Source organism: Pandoraea sp. B-6 (assembly GCF_000282835.1).
Classification (GTDB): domain Bacteria; phylum Pseudomonadota; class Gammaproteobacteria; order Burkholderiales; family Burkholderiaceae; genus Pandoraea; species Pandoraea cepalis.
The window spans coordinates 54574-75065 of record NZ_KB290540.1; the positions used below are offsets into that span (position 1 = coordinate 54574).

A 20492-nucleotide genomic window follows, 5' to 3' on the forward strand; every position below is an offset into this window, starting at 1 on the left:
TGGAATCCGAACACCGACCGGAAGAACAGCGCCCAACGTTCGAGCGAGCCGCCCGGCACCGACAGCGCAACGTGATCGACCGCCGTGATCGGGCCGGTCTGGGTCGGCCCGTCGATGTCTGTGAGATGGAAGTCGGACTCGAACAGTGTCGGCGCATCGGGCAACTCGTCGACGAGATAGAAGAGGCTCTGGTCAGGGGCGAGCACGGCGGGCACATTGCGCTCGTTCGGTCCCACGCGTCCTTCGAAGCGCGCGTAGCCGACTTGCGTCGCACGCGTCACGGTGTCGTGCGCCGACGGCACGCGAAAGGCCGATGCGCACAGCGATACGCCGTGGTGCATGAAGAACGCACTGGCGAACGAATCGGACTCGGCGTTGAGGATAATGGACGCGCGGCCGTGCTGAAACAGCGTGACATCCTTGGAGCGATGGCGGCCCATGCGCAGGAAGCCGAGCTTTTCGAGCCACGTCGTGAGCGTGGCGCGCGCGTTCGCATCCACCGCAAATTCCAGGAACTGAAGGTCGATGGCCGCCGGGGCCGGGGGCAGGCTCGTCAGCGTGTCGAGTCCGCGCGTCGCCTTGTCGTCGACCAGCACATCGCGCACCTGGGATTCGAGATAGCGCAGCGAGCGAATGCCATCCTTGGCGGTCGACTCGGCCGGGGCAGCCCGGAATCCGTCGTTGAAAATCTCCAGCGACAGCGGACCCCGATAGCCTGCCGCCAGCGCGGTGGCAACGAAGCGCGTCACATCGAGGTCGCCCTGGCCGGGGAAGCAGCGGTAATGGCGGCTCCATTCGAGCACGTCCATCTTGCGCAGCGGCGCGTCGGCGACCTGCAGGAAGGCCAGCTTCTCGCCGGGGATCGATGCCAGGTCGGCGAGGTCGTCACTGATGGACAAGGTGTGGAAGCTGTCGAGCCCGAGCCCGAGGTGCGGGCTGTTCACCGCCTTCACGTACTGCCAGGCGTGGCGATACGAGTTGACATGGGCGCCCCAGGCAAGCGCCTCGTAGGCGATGACGATGCCGGCCTGACGGGCGAGTTCCGCAAGCGCGCCAAGCTGATCGATCGCCAGGCGATCGTCCCGAATCACGTTCGGCGACACATTGCTGCACACCAGCATCGTGTCGACTCCGAGCGCGTGCATCACGTCGAACTTGCGCCGCGCCCGCTCGAGGTTCTGATCCAACTGGGCCGGCGACACGCCTTCGAAGTCGCGAAACGGCTGATACAGAAAAATCGCAAGCCCGAGATCGCTGGCCATCGAGCGCACCGTCCTGGGTGCGCCGTCGAAGTACAGCAGGTCGTTCTCGAACAGTTCGAAGCCGTCGAAGCCGGCGGCGGCAATGGCCGTCAGCTTGCTCGGAAGCATGCCCGACAGCGATACGGTGGCAATGGATGTCTTCATGCGCGGTGCGATCCGATCGCCCCATGGCGGGGCTGAAAGCTACGTGATTCGATGATCCATGACTGGTTATACCCACCAGTTAGATCATGCATAACTAAAGGTAATTCAATTGATGTAACGGTTGCGAGGCAAATTATAGTAACTAACTAGATGGTTAAAATTATAGTTAACCCCAGATGACGCCCGACGTTTTTGTTCTCAGAATCGGTGGCTTGATGAGCGTGAATCGGTGCTGTGCCGCCGAATGGCGACCCGCCCCGACCCTCCCCTCTGAGTGCCGGAGGGTGTCGCGCCAGCAGGTAACGTGAAGAGGAGTGAAGGGATGTCGAATGGAATGAGGCCGTCGGTATGGGTGCTGAACGGGCCAAATCTGAACATGTTGGGAACGCGTGAGCCGACCATCTACGGCTCGGAGACGCTTGCCGATATCGAGGCGAAATGCCGTCGCGTCGGCGACGCACTGGGCGTGGACATTCGTTTCCATCAATCCAACGCCGAGCACCAGATCATCGACTGGATTCATCAGGCCCGTGTCGAAGCGCACGGTATCGTGATCAACCCCGCCGCCTACACGCATACGTCGGTCGCCATTGGCGACGCGTTGCGCGCATCCGATCTGCCTGTCGTGGAGGTGCATCTCTCGAACGTGCACCAGCGCGAGGCGTTTCGCCATCGTTCCTATGTGTCCGCGGTGGCGCGCTGCGTGATTTGCGGCGCGGGCTCCGACGGTTACGAGTATGGCTTGCGCTACCTGGCCAAGCTGCTGGGCGACGCGACGGAGTGAGTATGAAGAACGATCTGCGAGTCGAGCCGAAGTCGTGGCTCATCGGCCTCATCGGCGACGGCATCGGTGCCTCGATGTCCCCGGCCATGCACGAGGAGGAGGCGCGCCGCATGGGCGTGTCGTATGTCTATCGCCGTATCGATATGGCGGAACTCGGGCGCGGCGCCGCGGACCTGCCGGCCACGGTGAAGGCGCTGGAGGCGGCGGGCTACGATGGCTTCAACGTCACGTATCCGTACAAGCAGGCCATCATCGCGCAGCTCGACGAGTTGTCCGAAGACGCGAAAGCGCTCGGTGCCGTGAACACGGTGGTGTTGCGAGGCGGGCGCCGGATCGGCCACAACACCGACTGGTCGGGCTTCTACCGTGCATTCCGCGAAGGCATGCCGGGCGACGTGGCGATGGCGCGCGTGGCGCTGATCGGCGCCGGTGGCGCGGGTTGCGCCGTCGGTCATGCCGCCATGAAGCTTGGCGCGCAGGAGCTGCGAGTGTTCGATGTCGACGCCGCGAAGGCCAACCACCTTGCGCAGGATCTCGCGGGGCGCTTCCCGAAGGCGCGCGTGCTGGCCGTCACCAGCATTGCACAGGCGCTGGACGCGGCCGACGGCGTGATCCACGCGACCCCCACCGGCATGACCAAGCTACCGGGCATGCCGATTCCGGCGACGTTGCTGCGCGCCGCGATGTGGGTGGCCGACATTGTGTATTTCCCGCTGGAAACCGAACTGATCCGTACCGCCCGGTCGGTGGGCTGCCGCACGCTCAACGGCGGCGGCATGGCCGTCTTCCAGGCGGTGGATGCCTACGAGATCTTTACGCGGATGGCACCGGATCCCGATCGAATGCTCAATCACTTCCGAAGTCTGCTGTCGAGCTGATACCCTTTCCCTAGGAGGAGACATGTCTTACCCATCACAAAGCGCCGGATCTCAAGGCGTAGAAGCACGAGCGAAGGGCGGCCCGAACGTGGCGGCCGGTACGAAACGAACCAACGCGCGCTACAAGATTCTCGCGCTGCTGGCGATCGGCACCATGATCAATTACCTCGATCGCACGGTGCTGGGCGTTGCCGCACCGCAGCTGACCAAGGAGTTGGGGCTGTCGGCCGCCGTCATGGGCATCGTGTTCTCGATGTTCTCGTGGAGTTATGTGCTCGCGCAGGTACCGGGCGGCATGTTCCTCGACCGCTTCGGCAGCAAGATTACGTACTACCTGGCGATGACGCTCTGGTCGATCTGCACGCTCGCGCATGGCCTCGTCACCGGACTGTCGGGGCTGATCGCCTGCCGGCTCGGACTGGGGCTGGTCGAAGCGCCTTGCTTCCCGGTCAACAGCCGCGTCGTTGCCACATGGTTCCCGCAGACCGAGCGCGCGATGGCGACCGGCACCTATACCGTTGGCGAATACATCGGCCTGGCGTTCTTCTCGCCGGTGCTCTTCGCCATCACGGGCGCCTTCGGCTGGCGCGTGTTGTTCATCACCGTGGGTGTAGCGGGGGTGTTGTTCGGGCTGGTGTGGTGGCGTTTCTACCGTGACCCGCAGGATCACCCGGGGGCCAACGCCGCCGAGCTGGCCTACATTCGCGGCGATGAAGCGGCCACGCCGGCGGTTGCCGTCGAACGGCAGCCGTTCAGTTGGAATACGGTCGGTCAGCTGATTCGTCGCCGCCAGTTGCTCGGCATCTGTATCGGCCAGTTCGCGGGCAACTCGACGCTCGTGTTCTTCCTCACCTGGTTCCCGACGTACCTGGCGACCGAGCGTCACATGGGCTGGCTCAAGATCGGCTTCTTCGCCATCCTGCCGTTCATCGCGGCATCGGTGGGGGTGATGTTCGGCGGCTCGCTGTCCGACTGGTTGCTGCGTCGTGGCCTCTCGGCCAACGTGGCCCGCAAGCTGCCGATCATCGCAGGGTTGCTGGGCGCATCGAGCATCGTGGCGGCGAACTATGTCGACAACAATGCCGTCGTCATCGCGATTCTGTCGGTAGCGTTCTTCGCGCAAGGCATGGCGGCGCTGGGCTGGACGCTGGTCTCGGACATCGCGCCGAAGCACCTGTTGGGCCTGACGGGCGGTATCTTCAACTTCGCGGCGAACCTCGCCGGTATCGTGACGCCGCTCGTGATCGGCTTCATCGTCGCCGCAACCGGATCGTTCGTCTGGGCGCTCACGCTCATCGGCGCCATCGCGATCATCGGCGCGCTGTCCTACATCTTCGTGGTGGGGGACATCAAGCGGATCGATCTGGCAAGCTGATCGACGTGGCACGCCAATGAAACGCCCCGGCACGCCGTCAAGGCGTCCGGGGCGTTTCGCATGTCTTCGACCACGGATCGAATCGAGCGAGTGCGCAATTGGCGTCGTGTGATTCGCGCGATGGCCGGGCGATTAACTGTACGCGCGATGCTACCGCTCAGGCGGCGACGTAACGCTGCACGACGTCGACGAGCGTGTCGCGATGCTGCGTGCGCAAGCGCGCGTGAGACGGGTCTCGCCCGAAGGCCGCCGCCCATGTGTAGCGGTTCGAAATGCGATGGAAGCAGAACGAGCTGATGATGAGGTGCAGGTCGACCGCGTCGATGCCCGCGCGGAACTCGCCGGACGCGGTGCCGCGCGCGAGCAACGATTCCAGCGTGTTGATGATGGTGGCGTTGCGGTTCTTGAACGTCTTGAGTTGCTCGACGTACTTCGCCTGATGAATGTTTTCGATGGCCACGAGGCGCACGAAGTCGCGATGCTTATCGTGGTAATCAAACGCGAACTCGACCAGTGTGCGCATGCCCTCGGCGGGATCCATGGCATCGACGTTAAGTGCCTGCTCGAGTACGCGGATGTCGCTGTACACCTTCTCGAGCACGGCTTCATACAGCTTCTCCTTGCTCTCGAAGTAGTAATAGATCATGCGCTTGGTCGTGTGCGTGCGCTCGGCGATCGCATCGACGCGCGCGCCCGACAGACCCATCGTGGAAAACTCGTGCGTCGCGATATCCAGAATGTTCTGCTTGGTCTGTTCGGCATCGTACTTGCGCCGGCCGTCGGCGGCGGGCGCCGCCGCGACAGACCCCGGACTCTCAGATTTCACCGCGCGCTTCATAGCTATTGGCTGGCAACGAAAATGAGAATGTTAGCACGCAACAATCTCGGCCAACGCCCCGTGTCGCCAGCGTCGTCGATGCCTGCAATCCCTTGAGCGTCCGGCACAGCGGCGCCTCGATCGCTGCCCGTTCTGCCGGCTCATCGCATGGCGCGCGGGTCAGCGCGCCATGCGTCGCACATCGCCCGATGACTCAGAAGAAGCCGAGCGGATTGACGTCGTAGCTCACCAGCAGATTCTTTGTTTGCTGATAGTGATCGAGCATCATCTTGTGCGTCTCGCGGCCGATACCGGACTTCTTGTACCCGCCGAACGCGGCGTGCGCCGGATAGAGGTGGTAGCAGTTGGTCCACACGCGTCCGGCCTGAATGCCGCGGCCCATGCGATACGCGCGATTGATGTCGCGTGTCCAGACCCCGGCGCCCAAGCCGAACTCGGTGTCGTTCGCGATCGCCAACGCTTCCGCTTCGTCCCGGAACGTGGTCACCCCAACGACCGGGCCGAAGATCTCTTCCTGGAATACGCGCATGCGGTTATCGCCCTTGAGCAACGTCGGCTGAATGTAAAAGCCCGACGCCAGCGGTCCGCCCAGCGCTTCGATGCCCCCGCCCGTCAACACCTGTGCGCCTTCCTTGCGGGCGAGATCGAGATACGTGAGGATCTTGTCGTACTGCTGCTGCGACGCCTGCGCGCCGACGGCCGTGTCGGTATCGAGCGGATCGCCGCGCTTGATGCGCGCCACCCGCGCCATCACCACTTCCATGAAGGGCTCGTAGATCGATTCCTGCACGAGTGCCCGCGACGGACACGTGCACACCTCGCCCTGATTCAGGAAGCCCAGCACGAGACCTTCGGCCGCCTTCTCGATGAACGCCGGCTCGCCGTGCATGATGTCGTCGAAGAAGATATTCGGCGACTTGCCGCCCAGCTCGACCGTGCTCGGAATCAGGTTGGCCGCCGCCATCGACAGAATGTGGCCACCGACCGGCGTCGACCCGGTGAACGCGATTTTCGCGATGCGACGGCTCGTCGCCAGCGCTTCCCCGGCTTCCTTGCCGAAGCCCTGCACGACGTTGAGCACGCCGGGCGGCAGCAGATCGCCGACCAGCTCGGCGAACAGCGTGATCGAGAGCGGCGTCTGCTCGGCAGGCTTGAGCACGACGCAGTTTCCGGCCGCGAGCGCCGGCGCGAGCTTCCACGCAGCCATCAACAGCGGGAAATTCCAGGGAATGATCTGTCCGACGACACCCAATGGCTCATGAAAGTGATACGCGGCCGTGTGCTCGTCGATCTCGGCGGCGGTGCCCTCCTGCGCGCGAATGCAACCGGCGAAGTAGCGGAAGTGATCGATCGCCAGCGGCAGATCCGCCGCGAGCGTCTCGCGCACCGGCTTGCCGTTGTCCCACGTCTCCGCCACGGCGAACCGTTCGAGGTGCGCTTCGAGCCGGTCGGCAATCTGCAACAGAATGCGCGAGCGCGCCTGCACCGACGTCTTCCCCCATTTGGGCGCCGCCGCGTGTGCCGCATCGAGCGCCAGCTCGATATCCGCCCCGTTGGAGCGTGGGAACTCTCCGATAACACCGCCGGTGACGGGCGATGTGTTGGTGAAATAACGGCCTTCCACGGGCGGAACGAACTTGCCGCCGATGTAGTTCTCGTAGCGCGTCTGCAAAGTCAGCAGGGCACCGGGGGTGCCGGGCGGGGCGTATCGCATGGTGTGTCTCCGGATAATTGTCGTGTCGGTGGCGCGGCGGCCACACAGGGCAATAAGCAAGTCGCGGGCCACCCGGGGCCGGTCGCCGATTCACGGGCCAGACGCCGGTTCGACAACGGGCGATGTGTGCCGAATCCGAGACAGGGTTGTCTCGTGCCATGACACGGTTGTCTCATCCTCATGACAGGCAATCGCCCAATGGCCATCGATTGACATACCGCATTGCAATCGCCTCCGGCATGGGACATGCTTCGGGAACGACTACGAGATCATCCGGCACGGGGGAGACGACCAATGCCAGCCAAGACAGAATCCGCGCACGCGCGTCGTGTGCAGGATGTCGTACAAGGTCACCTGTCGTCCGTCGCGACGGCGACGGACCCGAACATCGCGAGTTCATGGCGCCGATGTCTCGACACCTACGCGCTCGATCCGGGGGCGCGCATGACGCCGCGGGTGTTGGCGTCGTCGCAACTGCGCGAGCGGCGCAGCGCGATGGAGCGGCTGTGTCATGTCTCCATGCCGGTGCTCGAGCGTTTGCAGCGTCAGTTGATGAATCCGCGCCAGGCCGTGCTGCTCACGGCCCCTGACGGCGTGATCCTCGACTCCCGGCTGCACGACGACACGCGCGACGACTTCCACCGCGCAGGCTTGTGGCCGGGCGCCGACTGGAGCGAGTCGTGCGAAGGGACCAACGGCATCGGCACCTGCGTGGTCGAGCGTGCGCCCGTCATCATCTGCCAGCAAGATCACTTCCGCGCGCTGCACACGCCGCTCACCTGTACGGCAAGTCCTGTCTTCGCGCCGCAAGGGGACTTGCTTGCCGTGATCGATGTCTCGTCGACGAGCGCCGATGAGACCCGGCAAAGCCAGTTTCATACGCTGGCGCTCGTGAACCTGTCGGCCAAAGTCGTGGAGCGCGACTATTTTTTCCAGCACTATCGCGACGAGTGGCTGCTGCAGTTGCAGGAACCTGGCGACCATTTGGGTGACTTCGCGCAAGCATTGCTTGCGTTCGACGACGCCGGCCATATTCTCGCTGCCAATCAGAGCGCACTGAATCGCCTCGGCGCGACGCGCGACGCGCTGGTGGGCACGCGCGTGGATCGATGGTTCGCGCAAGCGCTCGACACCCTGCTCGCGCAAGCGCATCCGGCGCCGAGTGCGTGCTGGCCGATTCGGACGCATACGGGCGAGGCGCTGGTGGCGATGGTGCGTTCGCCGTTGCGTGCGGCGCGCCGGGCAACGCGTGCGGTGAGCGTGCCGCATGAGGTGGCGGTCGAGCCGTTTTCCGATCCGGTGCTGGCGCGTGAATTTTCGCGTGCGTGCCGCGTTTTCGCGCATGACGTGCCGGTGCTGATTCGCGGTGAGACCGGCAGCGGCAAGGAAGTCTTCGCGCGCGCCGTGCATGCGGCAAGCGCACGGGCCAGCGGCCCGTTCGTGGCGTTGAATTGCGCGGCGATTCCGGAGTCGCTGATCGAGAGCGAACTGTTCGGCTACGTGGGCGGCAGCTTTACCGGGGCGCGCAAGGAAGGGATGGCCGGAAAGCTATGGCAAGCCAACGGCGGCACGCTGTTTCTCGACGAAATCGGCGATATGCCGTTCGCCATGCAAACCCGTTTGCTGCGCGTGCTCGAAGACCGCAGGGTGTCGCCGCTCGGCGGTGGCGAACCGGTGCCGCTCGATATTCGCGTGCTCAGTGCAACGCACCGAGATCTGTCCGAACGGATTGCCGAGCGGCAGTTCCGCGAAGATCTTTTCTATCGGTTGAGTGGCCTCGAGGTTCGCGTGCCGTCGCTGCGCGAGCGCGACGACAAAGTCGACGTGATGCACACGCTGCTGGCGCAGGCCTGCCCTCAAGGTCCCATCGGCCTGACGGACGCCGCGCGGGATCGGCTGTGCGCGTATCCGTGGCCCGGCAATGTGCGTCAGATGCGCAGCGTGATTCGAACGCTGGTCGCGCTCAGCGAGCGCGGCGTCATCACGCTGGACGACCTGCCGGACGCATTGCGCGACGCATCGGGGCTTCCCCCGGTCGACCCGCCGGCGGAGGCGCCCCTGGAAGCGGCGGAACGCCAGGCGTTGCGCACAACACTTGATGCCTGTCAGGGGCAGGTCAGTGCCGCAGCGCGCAAGCTCGGCGTGAGTCGGAATACGCTTTATCGAAAGTTGAAGCGATTCGGCCTGCTGCGCGGATAACACCGGTCGCGCAGCCGCCGAGCGGGGCATTCACTTCATCGGGATCGGCGTTGCGCGATCCACGGGAACGGCGGTCACGCTGTTCTGCGGGGAGCCGTCGATGAGCTTGTCGGAGTAGGTGAGATAGACGAGTGTGTTGCGCGCCTTGTCGACCATGCGCACGATGCGCAGCTTCTTGAAGAGCGGAGACAGGCCTTCCGAGAAGACTTCTTCCTTCTTGGGCAGTGTCCCTTCGAACGACACCGGCCCGACCGAACGACAGGCAATCGAGGCTTCCGCCTTGTCTTCCGCAAGCCCGACCAGGCCTTTGAGTCCACCGGTTTTTGCGCGCGACACGTAACAGGTCACGCCATGTACCTTCGGATCGTCGTAGGCATCGACGACAATCTTGTGATCCGGCCCCACGAGCTTGAACGCGGTATCGACGTCGCCGATCTTCTCGGCATGCGCCCAACTCGTGGCGACCATTAGTGCCAGGGCGGCGGCTTTCTTCATGAGAATGTCTTCCGTCAGGAGTCTACGGCGGCTGCGACCGCATCCGCCACGCGTCGCCCGAGTCGGGCGCCGTGCGGCCGATTCTACCCGCGTCGCGCGATCTTCAACATCCTGCCAGGGCGCCTGCCGTGCTGGGGTCGAGCAGTTGCCGGTCGCGATCAAATGCGCTATAGTCACGCCTCTTCGCGCGGGGGGTATAGCTCAGCTGGGAGAGCGCTTGCATGGCATGCAAGAGGTCAGCGGTTCGATCCCGCTTACCTCCACCAAACGAATGACGGTTTACGTCCCCTTCGTCTAGAGGCCGAGGACATCACCCTTTCACGGCGAGTACAGGGGTTCGAATCCCCTAGGGGACGCCATCTCACGGCAGCGGTGTGACATCGACACATCGACGCCCGCCGGCGTCAGATTCGGCAAATCGCATCATGAAGCCGGCTGTCTTTCACGACATCCGGCTTCTTGCGTTTACGGACGGTCTTTCGCGAAGGGCGGCAAGATGGCGACGTGCGCCGCCGTGTGCGGCAGGCCGCGGCCGTTGCCCGGTGTCAGGGGATCAGCGGGCGTTGCCGGTACAATACCGGCTTTGCGCACGCCATGTCGACGCGCGCCGTGGTGAATTCCTCATGAGCAAACCTGCCCTCACTCTCAAGTTCAAGTGCACCCAGTGCGCCAAGCCGGTCACGTTGTATCTGCAGAAGACGACCGCGTGTTCGCACATCACGCCGTATCAGGGCTGGTGCAAGTGCGGTCAGTTGATGCGTCATGCCACGGGCGACAAGAGCGCAGTGGCGTCGTTCGTCGACTCGATGGACCCGCTATGGTCGCATCACCATCACCATTGAGCGCTGCGCCCCGCATTGTGCGTGCCGCCAGTGCGGCCCGAGCCGGCGGGGTGTGCCACCCATGACATCCGTGCTCACGCCGTGGCGTCCCGCGCCGAAGGACCCCATGCGCTTCATTGCGGCCTATCCGGCGGGCGTGCTGGCACAAGTGCGCGAACTGATCGACGCGGGCCAGCTGGCCGCGCATCTTGACCGGCGCTATCCCGAGCGCCACACCGTGCAGACGGACCGCGCGCTGTACGACTTCACGGCGCAAATCAAACAGGACTACTTGCGCAGCGCACCGCCCATCCACAAAGTCGCTTACGACGCCAGGATCGACGTCGTGCATCATGCGCTGGGGCTGCACACGGCGATTTCGCGGGTGCAGGGTGGAAAGCTCAAGGCCAAGAAGGAGATTCGGGTCGCCTCATTGTTCCGCGAAGCCCCGCCCGAGTTTCTGCGCATGATCGTCGTGCACGAACTCGCGCACCTCAAGGAAAGCGACCACAACAAGGCCTTCTATCGCCTGTGCGAGTTTATGGAGCCTCGGTACCGTCAACTCGAGTTCGATACACGGCTGTTTCTCGTTCGGCGCGAGATCGAGGCGGCCTCACCCGCTGACGATTGAGCATTGCGCGGGGGTCAAACGACAACGCCCGCCGGCATGACACCGGCGGGCGTTGTTTTTGGCGATTGCCGTTGCTATAACGCGCGAGCGATCAGTACGGATACACCATATCGTTCGCGACGGCGGCCCGCTGGCCCTGCTGAACGCGCAGCGGCGGCGCTTGCGTGACCGTCGCGACGCGACCGTCGTCCAGGCGCACGGTAATGCGGTACAGCACGTTCGGCTGACCCATGCCGTTCTCGATGCGATTCCCGGCGATGGCGCCGATCACGGCACCCCCGATGGTGGTCGCAGTGCGCCCACGCCCGCCGCCCATCGTATTGCCGAGCAGGCCGCCCGCCGCGCCGCCGAGCACCGTCCCGAGGATGTTCGGGCTGTTATTGGCGCCGTTCACTTGCTCGATCGATTCGACGCGGCCATACAGTGCTCCCGGAATCTGCTGCTGTTGCGGCTGCTGATACCCCTGTTGGTAGCCCGGCTGCTGCTGATAGCCCTGTTGATACCCCGGTTGCTGATAGCCCTGCTGGTATCCCTGTTGCTGATACCCATACTGCGGGCCCGGTGCAACGCAACCGGCCAGCATGAGGGCGGCCAGTGCCGCGCTGATTCCCGTAAGTGTCTTGATGTTCATTTTGGTTCGTCCTCGTGAGCGTGAGGTAAATGCGCCATCACCGACGTTCGCGGTGACACTGCGCACCCTGTGGTGAGTCTATTGCGACCACGACGCGGAATGTAGGGTTCCGCAGACCTTTGTGCTGTAAGAAAAGGTAAGCGTTTGTAATGGCGTGGCGCGTACCGCGACGACGGTTTCAGGCGCATTGTCGCCCTTTCGGGGCGCCCATCGATTATCGTCTCGCCAGACGAGGCATGCGGGCATGTTCTGCACATGCGTCACGAAAAGTGGGAACTTACTAACGATTTACGATTTGAGCGCTGTTTGAGGTCGTTATCCAACAGGGGGGGCGGCCGCTCCTGACCGCCGAGGCGACGATGCCACGGGCCTGCCCGTGAGCGGGCGGGGGCGTCAGGCGGGCGGGTGCCGACATTTTGAGGCGCGACCCGAAAAAAGCGCCTCGAATGAGGCGCTGTATCCCTGATTGCGCTGCCGTGATCGTCAGGTCAGCTCGGCCGCGACGGTGTGCGGCCCGCCAGCGCGGCGCCACCTCCCATGATGTAATTCTCCAACTGGTCGATGGTGAACTGCTGTTCAGTGATGATCGCCTTGACCAGGTCGCCGATGGAAAGCAGGCCCATCAGTTCGCCGTCTTTCATGACAGGCAGGTGACGAATGCGATGTTCTGTCATCAGCGACATGCATTCGTCGTTGGTCTGCTCGGGGCCGACGTAACGCACGGCTGAGGTCATGACGTCGCGCACCGGGGTATTGACTGAGGTGCGCCCCATGAGGGCGACTTTTCGCGCGTAATCGCGCTCGGTGAAGATGCCGACGATCGTGTGATCGTCTTCGCTGACCAGCACCGCCCCGATGCGTGCTTCGGCCATCAGGGTCAAGGCATCGAGTACCGAATCGGACGGGCGCACCTTGTACACCGTGTCGACCGATTTGGACTTCAGGATCTGAGCGACTGTTTTCATGGTCATCCTCCTGCGGGCTGCGGGTACTTACAGCATAGTTGAGGGCGGACCGCGCGTCATGTTCGCGTTGTCCCCGAGTGAATCCGCGCGCGGCAGACCCGCGCGGGCGCCACGACCGGCCACTTTTTGTGCATTGCGGAACCCAGCGGTGGCCGGGGCCCTCCAGATTGTTGCCCGAATGCCATTTTTTTCCCACGAGCAACGTAGAAAGGCGTATCCTAGCGGGATCGGCGAAAATTCGTCGATCATCGCCTGACGATCGCGAAAAGCTTTATCGGCGTCGCTGACAACCATGTCTTGCGAGCCGGATCACTCGCTGTGCCGATGGCGCAGACCCCACGGTCTTCGCCCTCCCGACACACACTGCTCGTCATTGTGGCACTGCCGCAATGTGCCTTGCTCCTTCGAACCATCGCCGCGTTTCGGTGCACCGCCATGCTGTCATGGCCAGTCCACCGGGTAGGCTCCTTTTGGCGTTCGATGTGCACCCGGTCACCGCCAGGGTGCGGCGACGGTATTGGCGAACGAACCTTCAGTAACATCGGTGCTGCGCTCTCGCGAGCGGTACCCTCAAGAGGACACGATATTGGCCAAGGAAGAACTGATCGAATTCAGCGGACACGTTTCGGATGTATTGCCGGACAATCGCTTTCGCGTCACGCTCGAAAACGGCGTGGTAGTGATGGCATATGCGAGCGGCCGTATGCAGAAGAACCGCATCCGCATTCTCGCGGGTGACCGCGTGACGCTGGAAATGTCGCCCTATGACCTGAGCAAGGGCCGCATCAACTATCGTCACAAGAATTAAGTCAGCGAAAACGTCTGGCTTTTGCGCGTCGCAAGGCATCGCCTCGACGCGCACGGAAGCGATGCGCGGCGACCCGACGGTCGGTCGCTGCCCATCACTTCGCATTTTCTGCCGAATTTCCCCTCGCGTTTCCCTTCACATTTCCCCTCCCGAGTTGTTGCCCGGATAGTCCCCGTATTGCTCGCAGAACGTGCTGCCTGAGCGGCCGCCCGAGCGTCTGCCATTCGCACCCGCCCGACGTCAGCGAGGCATAGGCGAGGCATAGGCGAGGCCGGCGGTGCGCGGGTGTCGTGCCGTCAGAGTTGCTCGAAGCGGTCGAATCGGCGGCCCGTGTATTCCACTTCGCTTTCGAAAGCCGTCACGCGCGCGCCAGGCGGGCCGTGCCGCATCCATTCGAGCATTTTGTCGACTTGATCGGGCGTGCCTTGCACCAGCGCGAGAATGTCGCCCTCGGGCAGTGCCTGCACCCAACCGCGCACGCCAATCAGGTGCCCTTCGCGCACGGCCGCCTGCCGGTACCCCACGCCTTGAATCTTGCCGCGCAAACGCACGGCAACGGTTTCTAGCGTGGAACTGGGTGAGAGTGACTTCATGGCGGCGAGCAGCGGAAAAAGCAACGACAAGGATTCGAAAGACGAGCCTTCAGGGAAGCGGCGATTGTAGCGCCATCGTTTGACGCTTGCCCGCCCGGTTGTCCGTGCGCGCGCTCAGTCCTTGCCCGTGACCAGCCGCAGACGCGTGATCTCCGACGGGGCGCCGAAGCGCTTGGGTGGCCCCCAGTAGCCCGTCCCCCGACTGACGTAGATGGCCAGCCGGCCGAGCCGGTGCAGGCCATGCACGTAAGGCTGTTGCAGCGGCACGAAGTACATCCACGGCCAGAACTGCCCGCCGTGCGTGTGTCCCGAGAGTTGCAGGTCGAAGCCGGCTTCCTGCGCCGCCGGCGCGCTGCGTGGCTGATGCGCGAGCAACACACGCGGCACGCCTTCGGGGGCTCCGGCCACGGCCGCGAGCGGGTCGCTCGACTTTTCCGGGTCGAAATGGTGCGCGGTGAAGTCGGTCACGCCCGCCACAGTCAGCGACGCGCCTTCGTGAGCGAGCACCACGTGTTCGTTTTCGAGCACCGTCAGGCCGATGCGCCGCAATTCTTCGACCCAGGCCGGCGCACCCGAGTAGTACTCGTGGTTGCCGGTACACACGTAGGTGCCGTGGCGCGAGGCAAGCTGCGCGAGCGGTGCGATATGCTCGCGCAAGGCGGGCACCCCACCGTCGACCAGGTCGCCGGTAATGGCGATGAGGTCGGGCGAGAGGTCGTTGGCCGCCTCGACGATGGCCTCGATATAGCTGCGGCGAATCGTGGAACTCACATGAATATCGCTTAACTGCACGATCGTGAATCCATGGAGTTCGGGTGGCAGGTTGGCGATGGGTACGTCCACGTCGACCACGCGCGCGAGGCGTCGTGCATTGTAGAAGCCCAGCAACGTGGCGATGGCGGTGAGCATCAGCACGATCACCGCCGAGCGGACGACGAGTTGCGCGTCGAGTGCCGAGATGAGCATCGCCACGCCGAGCACGACGTCGCGCAGCACCGTGAGCACGAACAGTGTCGAGAAGATGCCGATGGCCGTCATGCCGGTCCAGGTCAGCAGCGTTGCGAGCGGCTCCCGTTGGATCGCGCGGCTCATCAGGCCGAGCGGAATGAGCGCGACCGAGGCGGCGAGCCACAGTCCGCCCACCACCTTCCAGCCGACGGCGACCGGTAACGGCGTTAGCAAACGCCAGCCAATGTAAGCATGCAACAGCGCGATGAGCGCGAGCATCAACCAGCGCGGACGCGCGGGCAAGGTGCGCCGTGGCGATTTACCGTGCGCCTGGGCGGCGTCTGGCGAGGGTCGGGATGCGGTTGAAGCGTGTGGGGTTTGCGACATGGCGTTGACTGTTCGAAATTCGGGGGCGGACGAGCTCACTATCGGGGCGCGCGTCGCAATCGCAAGGGCGGCAGACGAATTACGCAGGCGGTGCCGGGTATTTCTGCGCGTTCATGACGAGCTTGTCTGCCACGGCGCGGTTCAGGTCGACACCAAGGACCGACGACAATCGCACGAGATACATGGCGATATCGGCCAGTTCCTGCTCGACGTGTCGGGCTTCGGTCGTCTGCATGACGGCCCGGGCTTCGGCGTCGGTCTGCCACTGGAAGATTTCGACCAGTTCTGCCACTTCGACGGACAACGCCATCGCGAGGTTCTTGGGCGTGTGGTACTGCTGCCAGTGTCGCGCATCGGCGAACGCCTGCAGAGCCGTTTCCAGTCCGGCCGTCTCGATGAGACGCGCGTGGGGGGCGTCGACGTTACCTTGTGCAGAAGCTTCGTTCAGAGCAGCGGTCATGGGGTGCGAAGTTCGGAGAAGGTCCAGAGGCGACCCACCGGCAGCCGGCGGGCCGACGGCGGACTGGGCAAACGCGACAAAAAGCCGTGCGAACGGAGTATGGTAGCGCGTTGGCGCTGGATGCGCCGTGCACCATCCTCGTTCCTGTCCCTCCCGAGCTCGTCACCCTTGGACCGTTTCACGCCCGACCCCGCGCCATCCGACGCAAAGCCCGAGCCGGTCTCCTGCCGCGTCACGCTCGTGCCGTCGGGCTGGCACTTCGACGCCCCGGCCGATACGCCGATTCTGCTCGCGGCGCAATCCGCCGGCATCAAGCTGCCGAGCCTGTGCCGCAACGGCACCTGCCGCGCCTGTCTCTGCCGGGCCCAGACCGGCGGCGAGCCCGCCCCGGTGGCTTACCGCATCGCGTGGCCCGGGCTGTCGCGCGAGGAGAAAACCGACGGATGGCTGCTGCCGTGCTGCGCCTATGCCCGTGCTGACCTCGTCATCGACGCGCCCGACGCCACGCTTTGTTAAACTTGGCGCTATCTGACGCTCGCCCCCGAGCCGACATAACCGATTCAGGATCAGGAAAGCCGAATGGCACAGTACGTATTCAGCATGAACCGCGTGGGCAAGATCGTGCCGCCCAAGCGTCACATTCTCAAGGACATCTCCCTGTCGTTCTTCCCAGGCGCCAAGATCGGCGTGCTGGGCCTGAACGGTTCGGGCAAATCGACCCTGCTCAGGATCATGGCCGGCGTCGACAAGGAGATCGAGGGCGAAGCGGTCCCGATGCCGAACCTGAACATCGGTTATCTGCCGCAGGAGCCGCAACTCGATCCGGAGCAGACCGTGCGTGAAGCCGTTGAAGGCGGCATGGGCGAAGTCTTCGAGGCCCGCACGAAGCTCGACGAAATCTACGCCGCCTACGCCGAACCGGACGCCGACTTCGACGCGCTCGCCGCCGAGCAGGCCAAGTACGAAGCAATTCTCGCCGCGAGCGACGGCAACAACATCGAACAAACGCTGGAAGTGGCCGCCGACGCGCTGCGTCTGCCGCCGTGGGACGCCAGGATCGGCGTGCTCTCCGGCGGCGAGAAGCGCCGCGTGGCATTGGCACGTCTGCTGCTCTCGAAGCCCGACATGCTGCTGCTCGACGAACCGACCAACCACCTGGACGCCGAATCGGTCGATTGGCTCGAACAGTTCCTCACGCGTTTTCCCGGCACCGTGGTGGCCGTCACCCACGATCGCTACTTCCTCGACAATGCCGCCGAGTGGATTCTCGAACTCGACCGCGGGCAAGGCATTCCCTGGAAGGGCAACTACAGCTCCTGGCTCGACCAGAAGGAGCAGCGCCTGAAGCAGGAAGAGGCAACCGAGTCGGCGCGTCAGAAGGCGCTGCACAAGGAACTGGAGTGGGTACGTCAAAACCCGAAGGGCCGTCAGGCGAAGTCGAAGGCGCGTCTCGCCCGGTTCGACGAACTGAATAGCCAGGAATACCAGAAGCGCAACGAAACCCAGGAAATCTTCATCCCGGTGGGTGAGCGTCTGGGCAACGAAGTCGTCGAGTTCAAGCACGTGTCGAAGGCGTTCGGCGACCGTCTGCTGATCGACGACCTGAGCTTTAACGTGCCGCCGGGCGCTATCGTCGGCATCATCGGCCCGAACGGCGCCGGTAAATCGACCTTCTTCAAGATGCTGACGGGCCGCGAGCAGCCGGACAGCGGCGAGATCAAGATCGGGCCGACGGTCAAGATGGCCTATGTCGACCAGAGCCGCGACGCGCTCGATGGCAGCAAGACCGTGTTCGAAGAGATCGCGGGCGGTGCCGACATGCTGACGGTGGGCAAGTATCAAACGCCGTCGCGCGCCTACATCGGGCGCTTCAACTTCAAGGGCTCTGACCAGCAGAAGCAGGTCGGGTCGCTCTCGGGCGGTGAGCGCGGGCGCCTGCACATGGCCAAGACGCTGATTTCCGGCGGCAACGTATTGCTGCTCGATGAACCGTCGAACGATCTGGACGTCGAAACCCTGCGCGCACTCGAGGACGCCCTGCTCGAGTTCGCCGGGTGCGTGATGGTCATCTCGCACGACCGCTGGTTCCTCGATCGTATCGCCACGCATATTTTGGCCTTCGAAGGCGACTCGCACGTCGAGTTCTTCCCGGGCAACTATCAGGAATACGAGGCGGACAAGAAGAAGCGCCTTGGCGAGGAGGGCGCAAAACCGACGCGAATCCGCTACAAGCCGATCGCGCGGTAAGGCACGAGAGGGCGCCGCAAGGCGCCTTTTCTGTTTGAACGACGGTTCGGCCGAGCGCATGCCAAGTGCGTGGCAGTAGGCCGGCTGTCATTACCCGTGTTCGACGTGCCATGCCGGCGCCCGGTGCGCCGCATGACCCGCCATTTTGACGAATCAGGAGTGTGCAAATGAGCCAGTCAGTGAATCAGTTGAATGGGAAAGTCGCCGTGGTGACCGGTGCCGCCAGCGGCATCGGCCGCGAAATTGCGCTCACGCTCGCGCGTGCCGGTGCGGCCGTGGCCATTGCCGATCTGAACCAGCAGGGCGCGGACGCCGTGGCGCAAGAAATCAAGGCCGCCGGTGGCCGCGCCATTGGCGTGGCGATGGACGTGACCAGCGAAGAGGCGGTGAACAGCGGCATCGACAAGGTGGCGGCGACCTTCGGGTCGGTCGACATCCTGATCTCGAACGCGGGCATTCAGATCGTCAATCCCATCGAGAACTATTCGTTCGCCGATTGGAAGAAGATGCAGGCGATTCACGTGGACGGTGCCTTTCTCACGACCAAGGCGGCGCTCAAGCATATGTACAAGGACGACCGCGGCGGCATCGTCATTTACATGGGCTCGGTGCATTCGCACGAGGCGTCGCCGTTGAAGTCGGCCTACGTGGCGGCCAAGCACGCGTTGTTGGGGCTCGCGCGCGTGCTCGCGAAGGAAGGCGCGAAGCACAACGTGCGCTCGCACGTCATCTGCCCTGGCTTCGTGCGCACGCCGCTCGTCGACAAGCAGATTCCGGAGCAGGCCAAGGAATTGGGGATTTCGGAAGACGAGGTCATCAAGAAGGTCATGCTCGGCGGTACGGTCGATGGCGTATTCACCACGGTCGACGACGTTGCGCAAACCGCGCTCTTCCTCGCCACATTCCCGACGGCCGCATTCACCGGCCAGTCGTTCGTGGTGAGCCACGGCTGGTTCATGCAGTAACGCGCGGACGGTGCGGGGGGCGCCGGCCGCGTCACGCGCCGGCGCCGTCCCGTTCGGTCGCGCCTCGATTCAGCCTCAGAAAGCTTCAGGAGAACGGTCATGACGGCCAACCCGCCGAAAGTCCCCAAACGTGCCATCGACCTCCCGCCTTACGAGACGGTCGCGCTCGTCTTGCAGGGCGGTGGTGCGCTCGGGGCCTATCAGGCAGGCGTATACGCCGGTCTGTTCGAGGCCGGCATCGCGCCGAACTGGATTGCCGGCATTTCCATCGGGGCGCTCAATACCGCGATCATCGCGGGCAATCCCCCCGAGCGTCGTGTGGCACAGCTCGAAGCGTTCTGGCGCACGATCTGCGAGCCCGCTGTTTTCCCGCCGTTGCCGGCACCGCTGGAGGCGGCCATCCTCAATGGCCCCGAGACGGGACGCATCGCCTACAGCGCATGGCAGGCATGGCGCGCCGTCGCCGAAGGCCAGAAGGGCTTCTTCACGCCACGCTGGCCGCAGCCGTTGCCCGCGGCGATGGGCGACCCGGCGCACGCAAGCTACTACGACACCTCGGCGCTGCGCGGCACGCTGGAGCGTTTCGTCGACTTCGACCGAATCAATGCATGCGAGACGCGCGTGTCCGTGGGCGCCGTCAATGTGCAAACGGGCAATTTCGTCTACTTCGACAACACGCGTGAAAAGCTGCGCGCGGAGCATTTCATGGCATCGGGGGCCTTGCCGCCGGGGTTTCCCGCCGTGGAGATCGACGGACAGTATTTCTGGGACGGCGGCCTTGTGTCGAATACGCCGCTCTCGGAAGTGCTCGGCACGTCGCCGCGCCGCGACACGCTCGCGTTCCAGGTGGATCTGTGGAGTGCGCGCGGGCCACTGCCTGACAATCTGAACGATGTCGCGGGCCGCCAGAAGGACATCCAGTTTTCGAGCCGTACGCGCTTGGTGACCGACAACCTGCAGCGCGCCCAGCACTATCGTCGCGTGTTGCGCGAAGTGCTCGAGCGTGTGCCGGCCGACGTTCGCGCGCACGACCCGTGGTGCCACGCGGCGCAGGAGATCGCTTGCAGCAAGCGCTATAACGTCATCCAGCTCATCTATCGCAACAAGGAAAACGAGGGGCACTACAAGGACTATCAGTTCGGGCTCGCGACCATGCTCGATCACTGGGCAAGCGGACTCGACGACGTGCGCCGCACGCTCACGCATGCCGACTGGCTGTCCATGCCCGACGACACCTCGGGCTTCGTCACGCACGACATCCATCGTCACGAAGTCGTCTGACCCGTCGTTAACGGGCCTCATCCCGTTCGAACTACCCCTGTGGCGTGCCCCCCGACACGCCACAGG

At 64.0% G+C, this 20492-nt stretch carries 20 protein-coding genes and 2 tRNA genes; 13 read left to right on the top strand and 9 right to left on the bottom strand.

The features are described 5' to 3' along the window. Nucleotides 1–1406, bottom strand: a 1406-nt coding sequence (locus A985_RS25975) for a sugar phosphate isomerase/epimerase and 4-hydroxyphenylpyruvate domain-containing protein (RefSeq protein ID WP_232424665.1), incomplete at its 3' end; no start/stop codon positions are given. Nucleotides 1407–1728: 322 nt separating this feature from the next. Between A985_RS25975 and aroQ the strand changes: the two genes are divergently transcribed. Genes aroQ through A985_RS0117270 form a run of 3 tightly spaced genes read left to right on the top strand, consistent with a single transcriptional unit; the run spans nucleotide 1729 to nucleotide 4443 of the window. Continuing rightward, entirely contained in the window at nucleotides 1729–2190 is a 462-nt protein-coding gene (gene aroQ / locus A985_RS0117260; RefSeq protein WP_017234626.1) for a type II 3-dehydroquinate dehydratase, read from the top strand. A 2-nt stretch (nucleotides 2191–2192) separates the two neighbouring features. Further along, a complete protein-coding gene (locus A985_RS0117265; protein WP_017234627.1) occupies nucleotides 2193–3068 on the top strand; it encodes a shikimate dehydrogenase in 876 nt (291 codons plus the stop codon). 22 nt (nucleotides 3069–3090) lie between these two features. After that, nucleotides 3091–4443 (top strand): MFS transporter, encoded by a 1353-nt coding sequence (locus tag A985_RS0117270; RefSeq protein WP_026132078.1) that lies wholly within the window; start codon nucleotides 3091–3093, stop codon nucleotides 4441–4443. Between the two features lie 157 nt (nucleotides 4444–4600). Here the strand turns inward: A985_RS0117270 and A985_RS0117275 are convergent, their stop codons facing one another. After that, nucleotides 4601–5281 (bottom strand): TetR family transcriptional regulator, encoded by a 681-nt coding sequence (locus A985_RS0117275; RefSeq protein WP_017234629.1) that lies wholly within the window; start codon nucleotides 5279–5281, stop codon nucleotides 4601–4603. 193 nt (nucleotides 5282–5474) lie between these two features. Next, nucleotides 5475–6995, bottom strand: coding sequence for an aldehyde dehydrogenase family protein (locus A985_RS0117280; RefSeq protein ID WP_017234630.1), 1521 nt, complete (start codon nucleotides 6993–6995; stop codon nucleotides 5475–5477). Between the two features lie 294 nt (nucleotides 6996–7289). Here A985_RS0117280 and A985_RS0117285 point away from each other — a divergent pair, with 294 nt between their 5' ends. Continuing rightward, nucleotides 7290–9194, top strand: coding sequence for a sigma-54-dependent Fis family transcriptional regulator (locus A985_RS0117285; RefSeq protein ID WP_017234631.1), 1905 nt, complete (start codon nucleotides 7290–7292; stop codon nucleotides 9192–9194). Between the two features lie 30 nt (nucleotides 9195–9224). On the opposite strand, the gene A985_RS0117290 is transcribed toward A985_RS0117285, so the two are convergent. Beyond that, entirely contained in the window at nucleotides 9225–9689 is a 465-nt protein-coding gene (locus A985_RS0117290) for a CreA family protein (RefSeq protein ID WP_017234632.1), read from the bottom strand. A 190-nt stretch (nucleotides 9690–9879) separates the two neighbouring features. Here A985_RS0117290 and A985_RS0117295 point away from each other — a divergent pair. The 4 genes from A985_RS0117295 to A985_RS0117315 all read left to right on the top strand — a co-directional run bounded on the left by A985_RS0117295 (nucleotide 9880) and on the right by A985_RS0117315 (nucleotide 11141). Next, nucleotides 9880–9955, top strand: a tRNA-Ala gene (locus A985_RS0117295). A 17-nt stretch (nucleotides 9956–9972) separates the two neighbouring features. Next, nucleotides 9973–10048: transfer RNA gene (locus A985_RS0117300), tRNA-Glu, on the top strand. 264 nt (nucleotides 10049–10312) lie between these two features. After that, a complete protein-coding gene (locus A985_RS0117310; RefSeq protein ID WP_017234634.1) occupies nucleotides 10313–10531 on the top strand; it encodes a hypothetical protein in 219 nt (72 codons plus the stop codon). 106 nt (nucleotides 10532–10637) lie between these two features. Continuing rightward, nucleotides 10638–11141, top strand: coding sequence for a M48 family metallopeptidase (locus A985_RS0117315; protein WP_026132079.1), 504 nt, complete (start codon nucleotides 10638–10640; stop codon nucleotides 11139–11141). A gap of 91 nt (nucleotides 11142–11232) precedes the next feature. Here A985_RS0117315 and A985_RS0117320 read toward each other — a convergent pair whose 3' ends face one another. Together A985_RS0117320 and A985_RS0117325 are read right to left on the bottom strand one after the other, a co-directional pair. Further along, a complete protein-coding gene (locus A985_RS0117320) occupies nucleotides 11233–11772 on the bottom strand; it encodes a glycine zipper 2TM domain-containing protein (RefSeq protein WP_017234636.1) in 540 nt (179 codons plus the stop codon). A 488-nt stretch (nucleotides 11773–12260) separates the two neighbouring features. Then, nucleotides 12261–12737 (bottom strand): CBS domain-containing protein, encoded by a 477-nt coding sequence (locus tag A985_RS0117325; protein ID WP_017234637.1) that lies wholly within the window; start codon nucleotides 12735–12737, stop codon nucleotides 12261–12263. A gap of 586 nt (nucleotides 12738–13323) precedes the next feature. Here A985_RS0117325 and infA point away from each other — a divergent pair. Beyond that, nucleotides 13324–13545 carry a translation initiation factor IF-1 gene (infA, locus tag A985_RS0117330; RefSeq protein ID WP_017234638.1) on the top strand — a complete coding sequence of 74 codons (222 nt, stop codon included), beginning with the start codon at nucleotides 13324–13326 and terminating at the stop codon, nucleotides 13543–13545. Nucleotides 13546–13841: 296 nt separating this feature from the next. On the opposite strand, the gene A985_RS0117335 is transcribed toward infA, so the two are convergent. The 3 genes from A985_RS0117335 to A985_RS0117345 form a co-directional block, all read right to left on the bottom strand. Continuing rightward, nucleotides 13842–14138 carry an acylphosphatase gene (locus tag A985_RS0117335; RefSeq protein ID WP_026132080.1) on the bottom strand — a complete coding sequence of 99 codons (297 nt, stop codon included), beginning with the start codon at nucleotides 14136–14138 and terminating at the stop codon, nucleotides 13842–13844. A gap of 114 nt (nucleotides 14139–14252) precedes the next feature. After that, nucleotides 14253–15365 (bottom strand): metallophosphoesterase, encoded by a 1113-nt coding sequence (locus A985_RS0117340; protein ID WP_017234640.1) that lies wholly within the window; start codon nucleotides 15363–15365, stop codon nucleotides 14253–14255. Nucleotides 15366–15552: 187 nt separating this feature from the next. Next, nucleotides 15553–15933, bottom strand: coding sequence for a nucleotide pyrophosphohydrolase (locus A985_RS0117345; protein WP_017234641.1), 381 nt, complete (start codon nucleotides 15931–15933; stop codon nucleotides 15553–15555). A gap of 168 nt (nucleotides 15934–16101) precedes the next feature. On the opposite strand from A985_RS0117345, the gene A985_RS0117350 reads away from it, so the two are divergent. The 4 genes from A985_RS0117350 (at nucleotide 16102) to A985_RS0117365 (ending at nucleotide 20426) form a co-directional block, all read left to right on the top strand. Then, nucleotides 16102–16449 carry a 2Fe-2S iron-sulfur cluster-binding protein gene (locus A985_RS0117350; RefSeq protein WP_017234642.1) on the top strand — a complete coding sequence of 116 codons (348 nt, stop codon included), beginning with the start codon at nucleotides 16102–16104 and terminating at the stop codon, nucleotides 16447–16449. Between the two features lie 63 nt (nucleotides 16450–16512). Further along, nucleotides 16513–18180, top strand: a complete 1668-nt coding sequence (gene ettA, locus A985_RS0117355) for an energy-dependent translational throttle protein EttA (RefSeq protein ID WP_017234643.1) — start codon at nucleotides 16513–16515, stop codon at nucleotides 18178–18180. 167 nt (nucleotides 18181–18347) lie between these two features. Further along, complete coding sequence (locus A985_RS0117360) at nucleotides 18348–19145, top strand: 3-hydroxybutyrate dehydrogenase (RefSeq protein ID WP_017234644.1); 798 nt, start codon at nucleotides 18348–18350, stop codon at nucleotides 19143–19145. A 99-nt stretch (nucleotides 19146–19244) separates the two neighbouring features. Then, nucleotides 19245–20426 carry a patatin-like phospholipase family protein gene (locus A985_RS0117365; protein WP_017234645.1) on the top strand — a complete coding sequence of 394 codons (1182 nt, stop codon included), beginning with the start codon at nucleotides 19245–19247 and terminating at the stop codon, nucleotides 20424–20426. The last annotated feature ends 66 nt before the right edge of the window (nucleotides 20427–20492 follow it).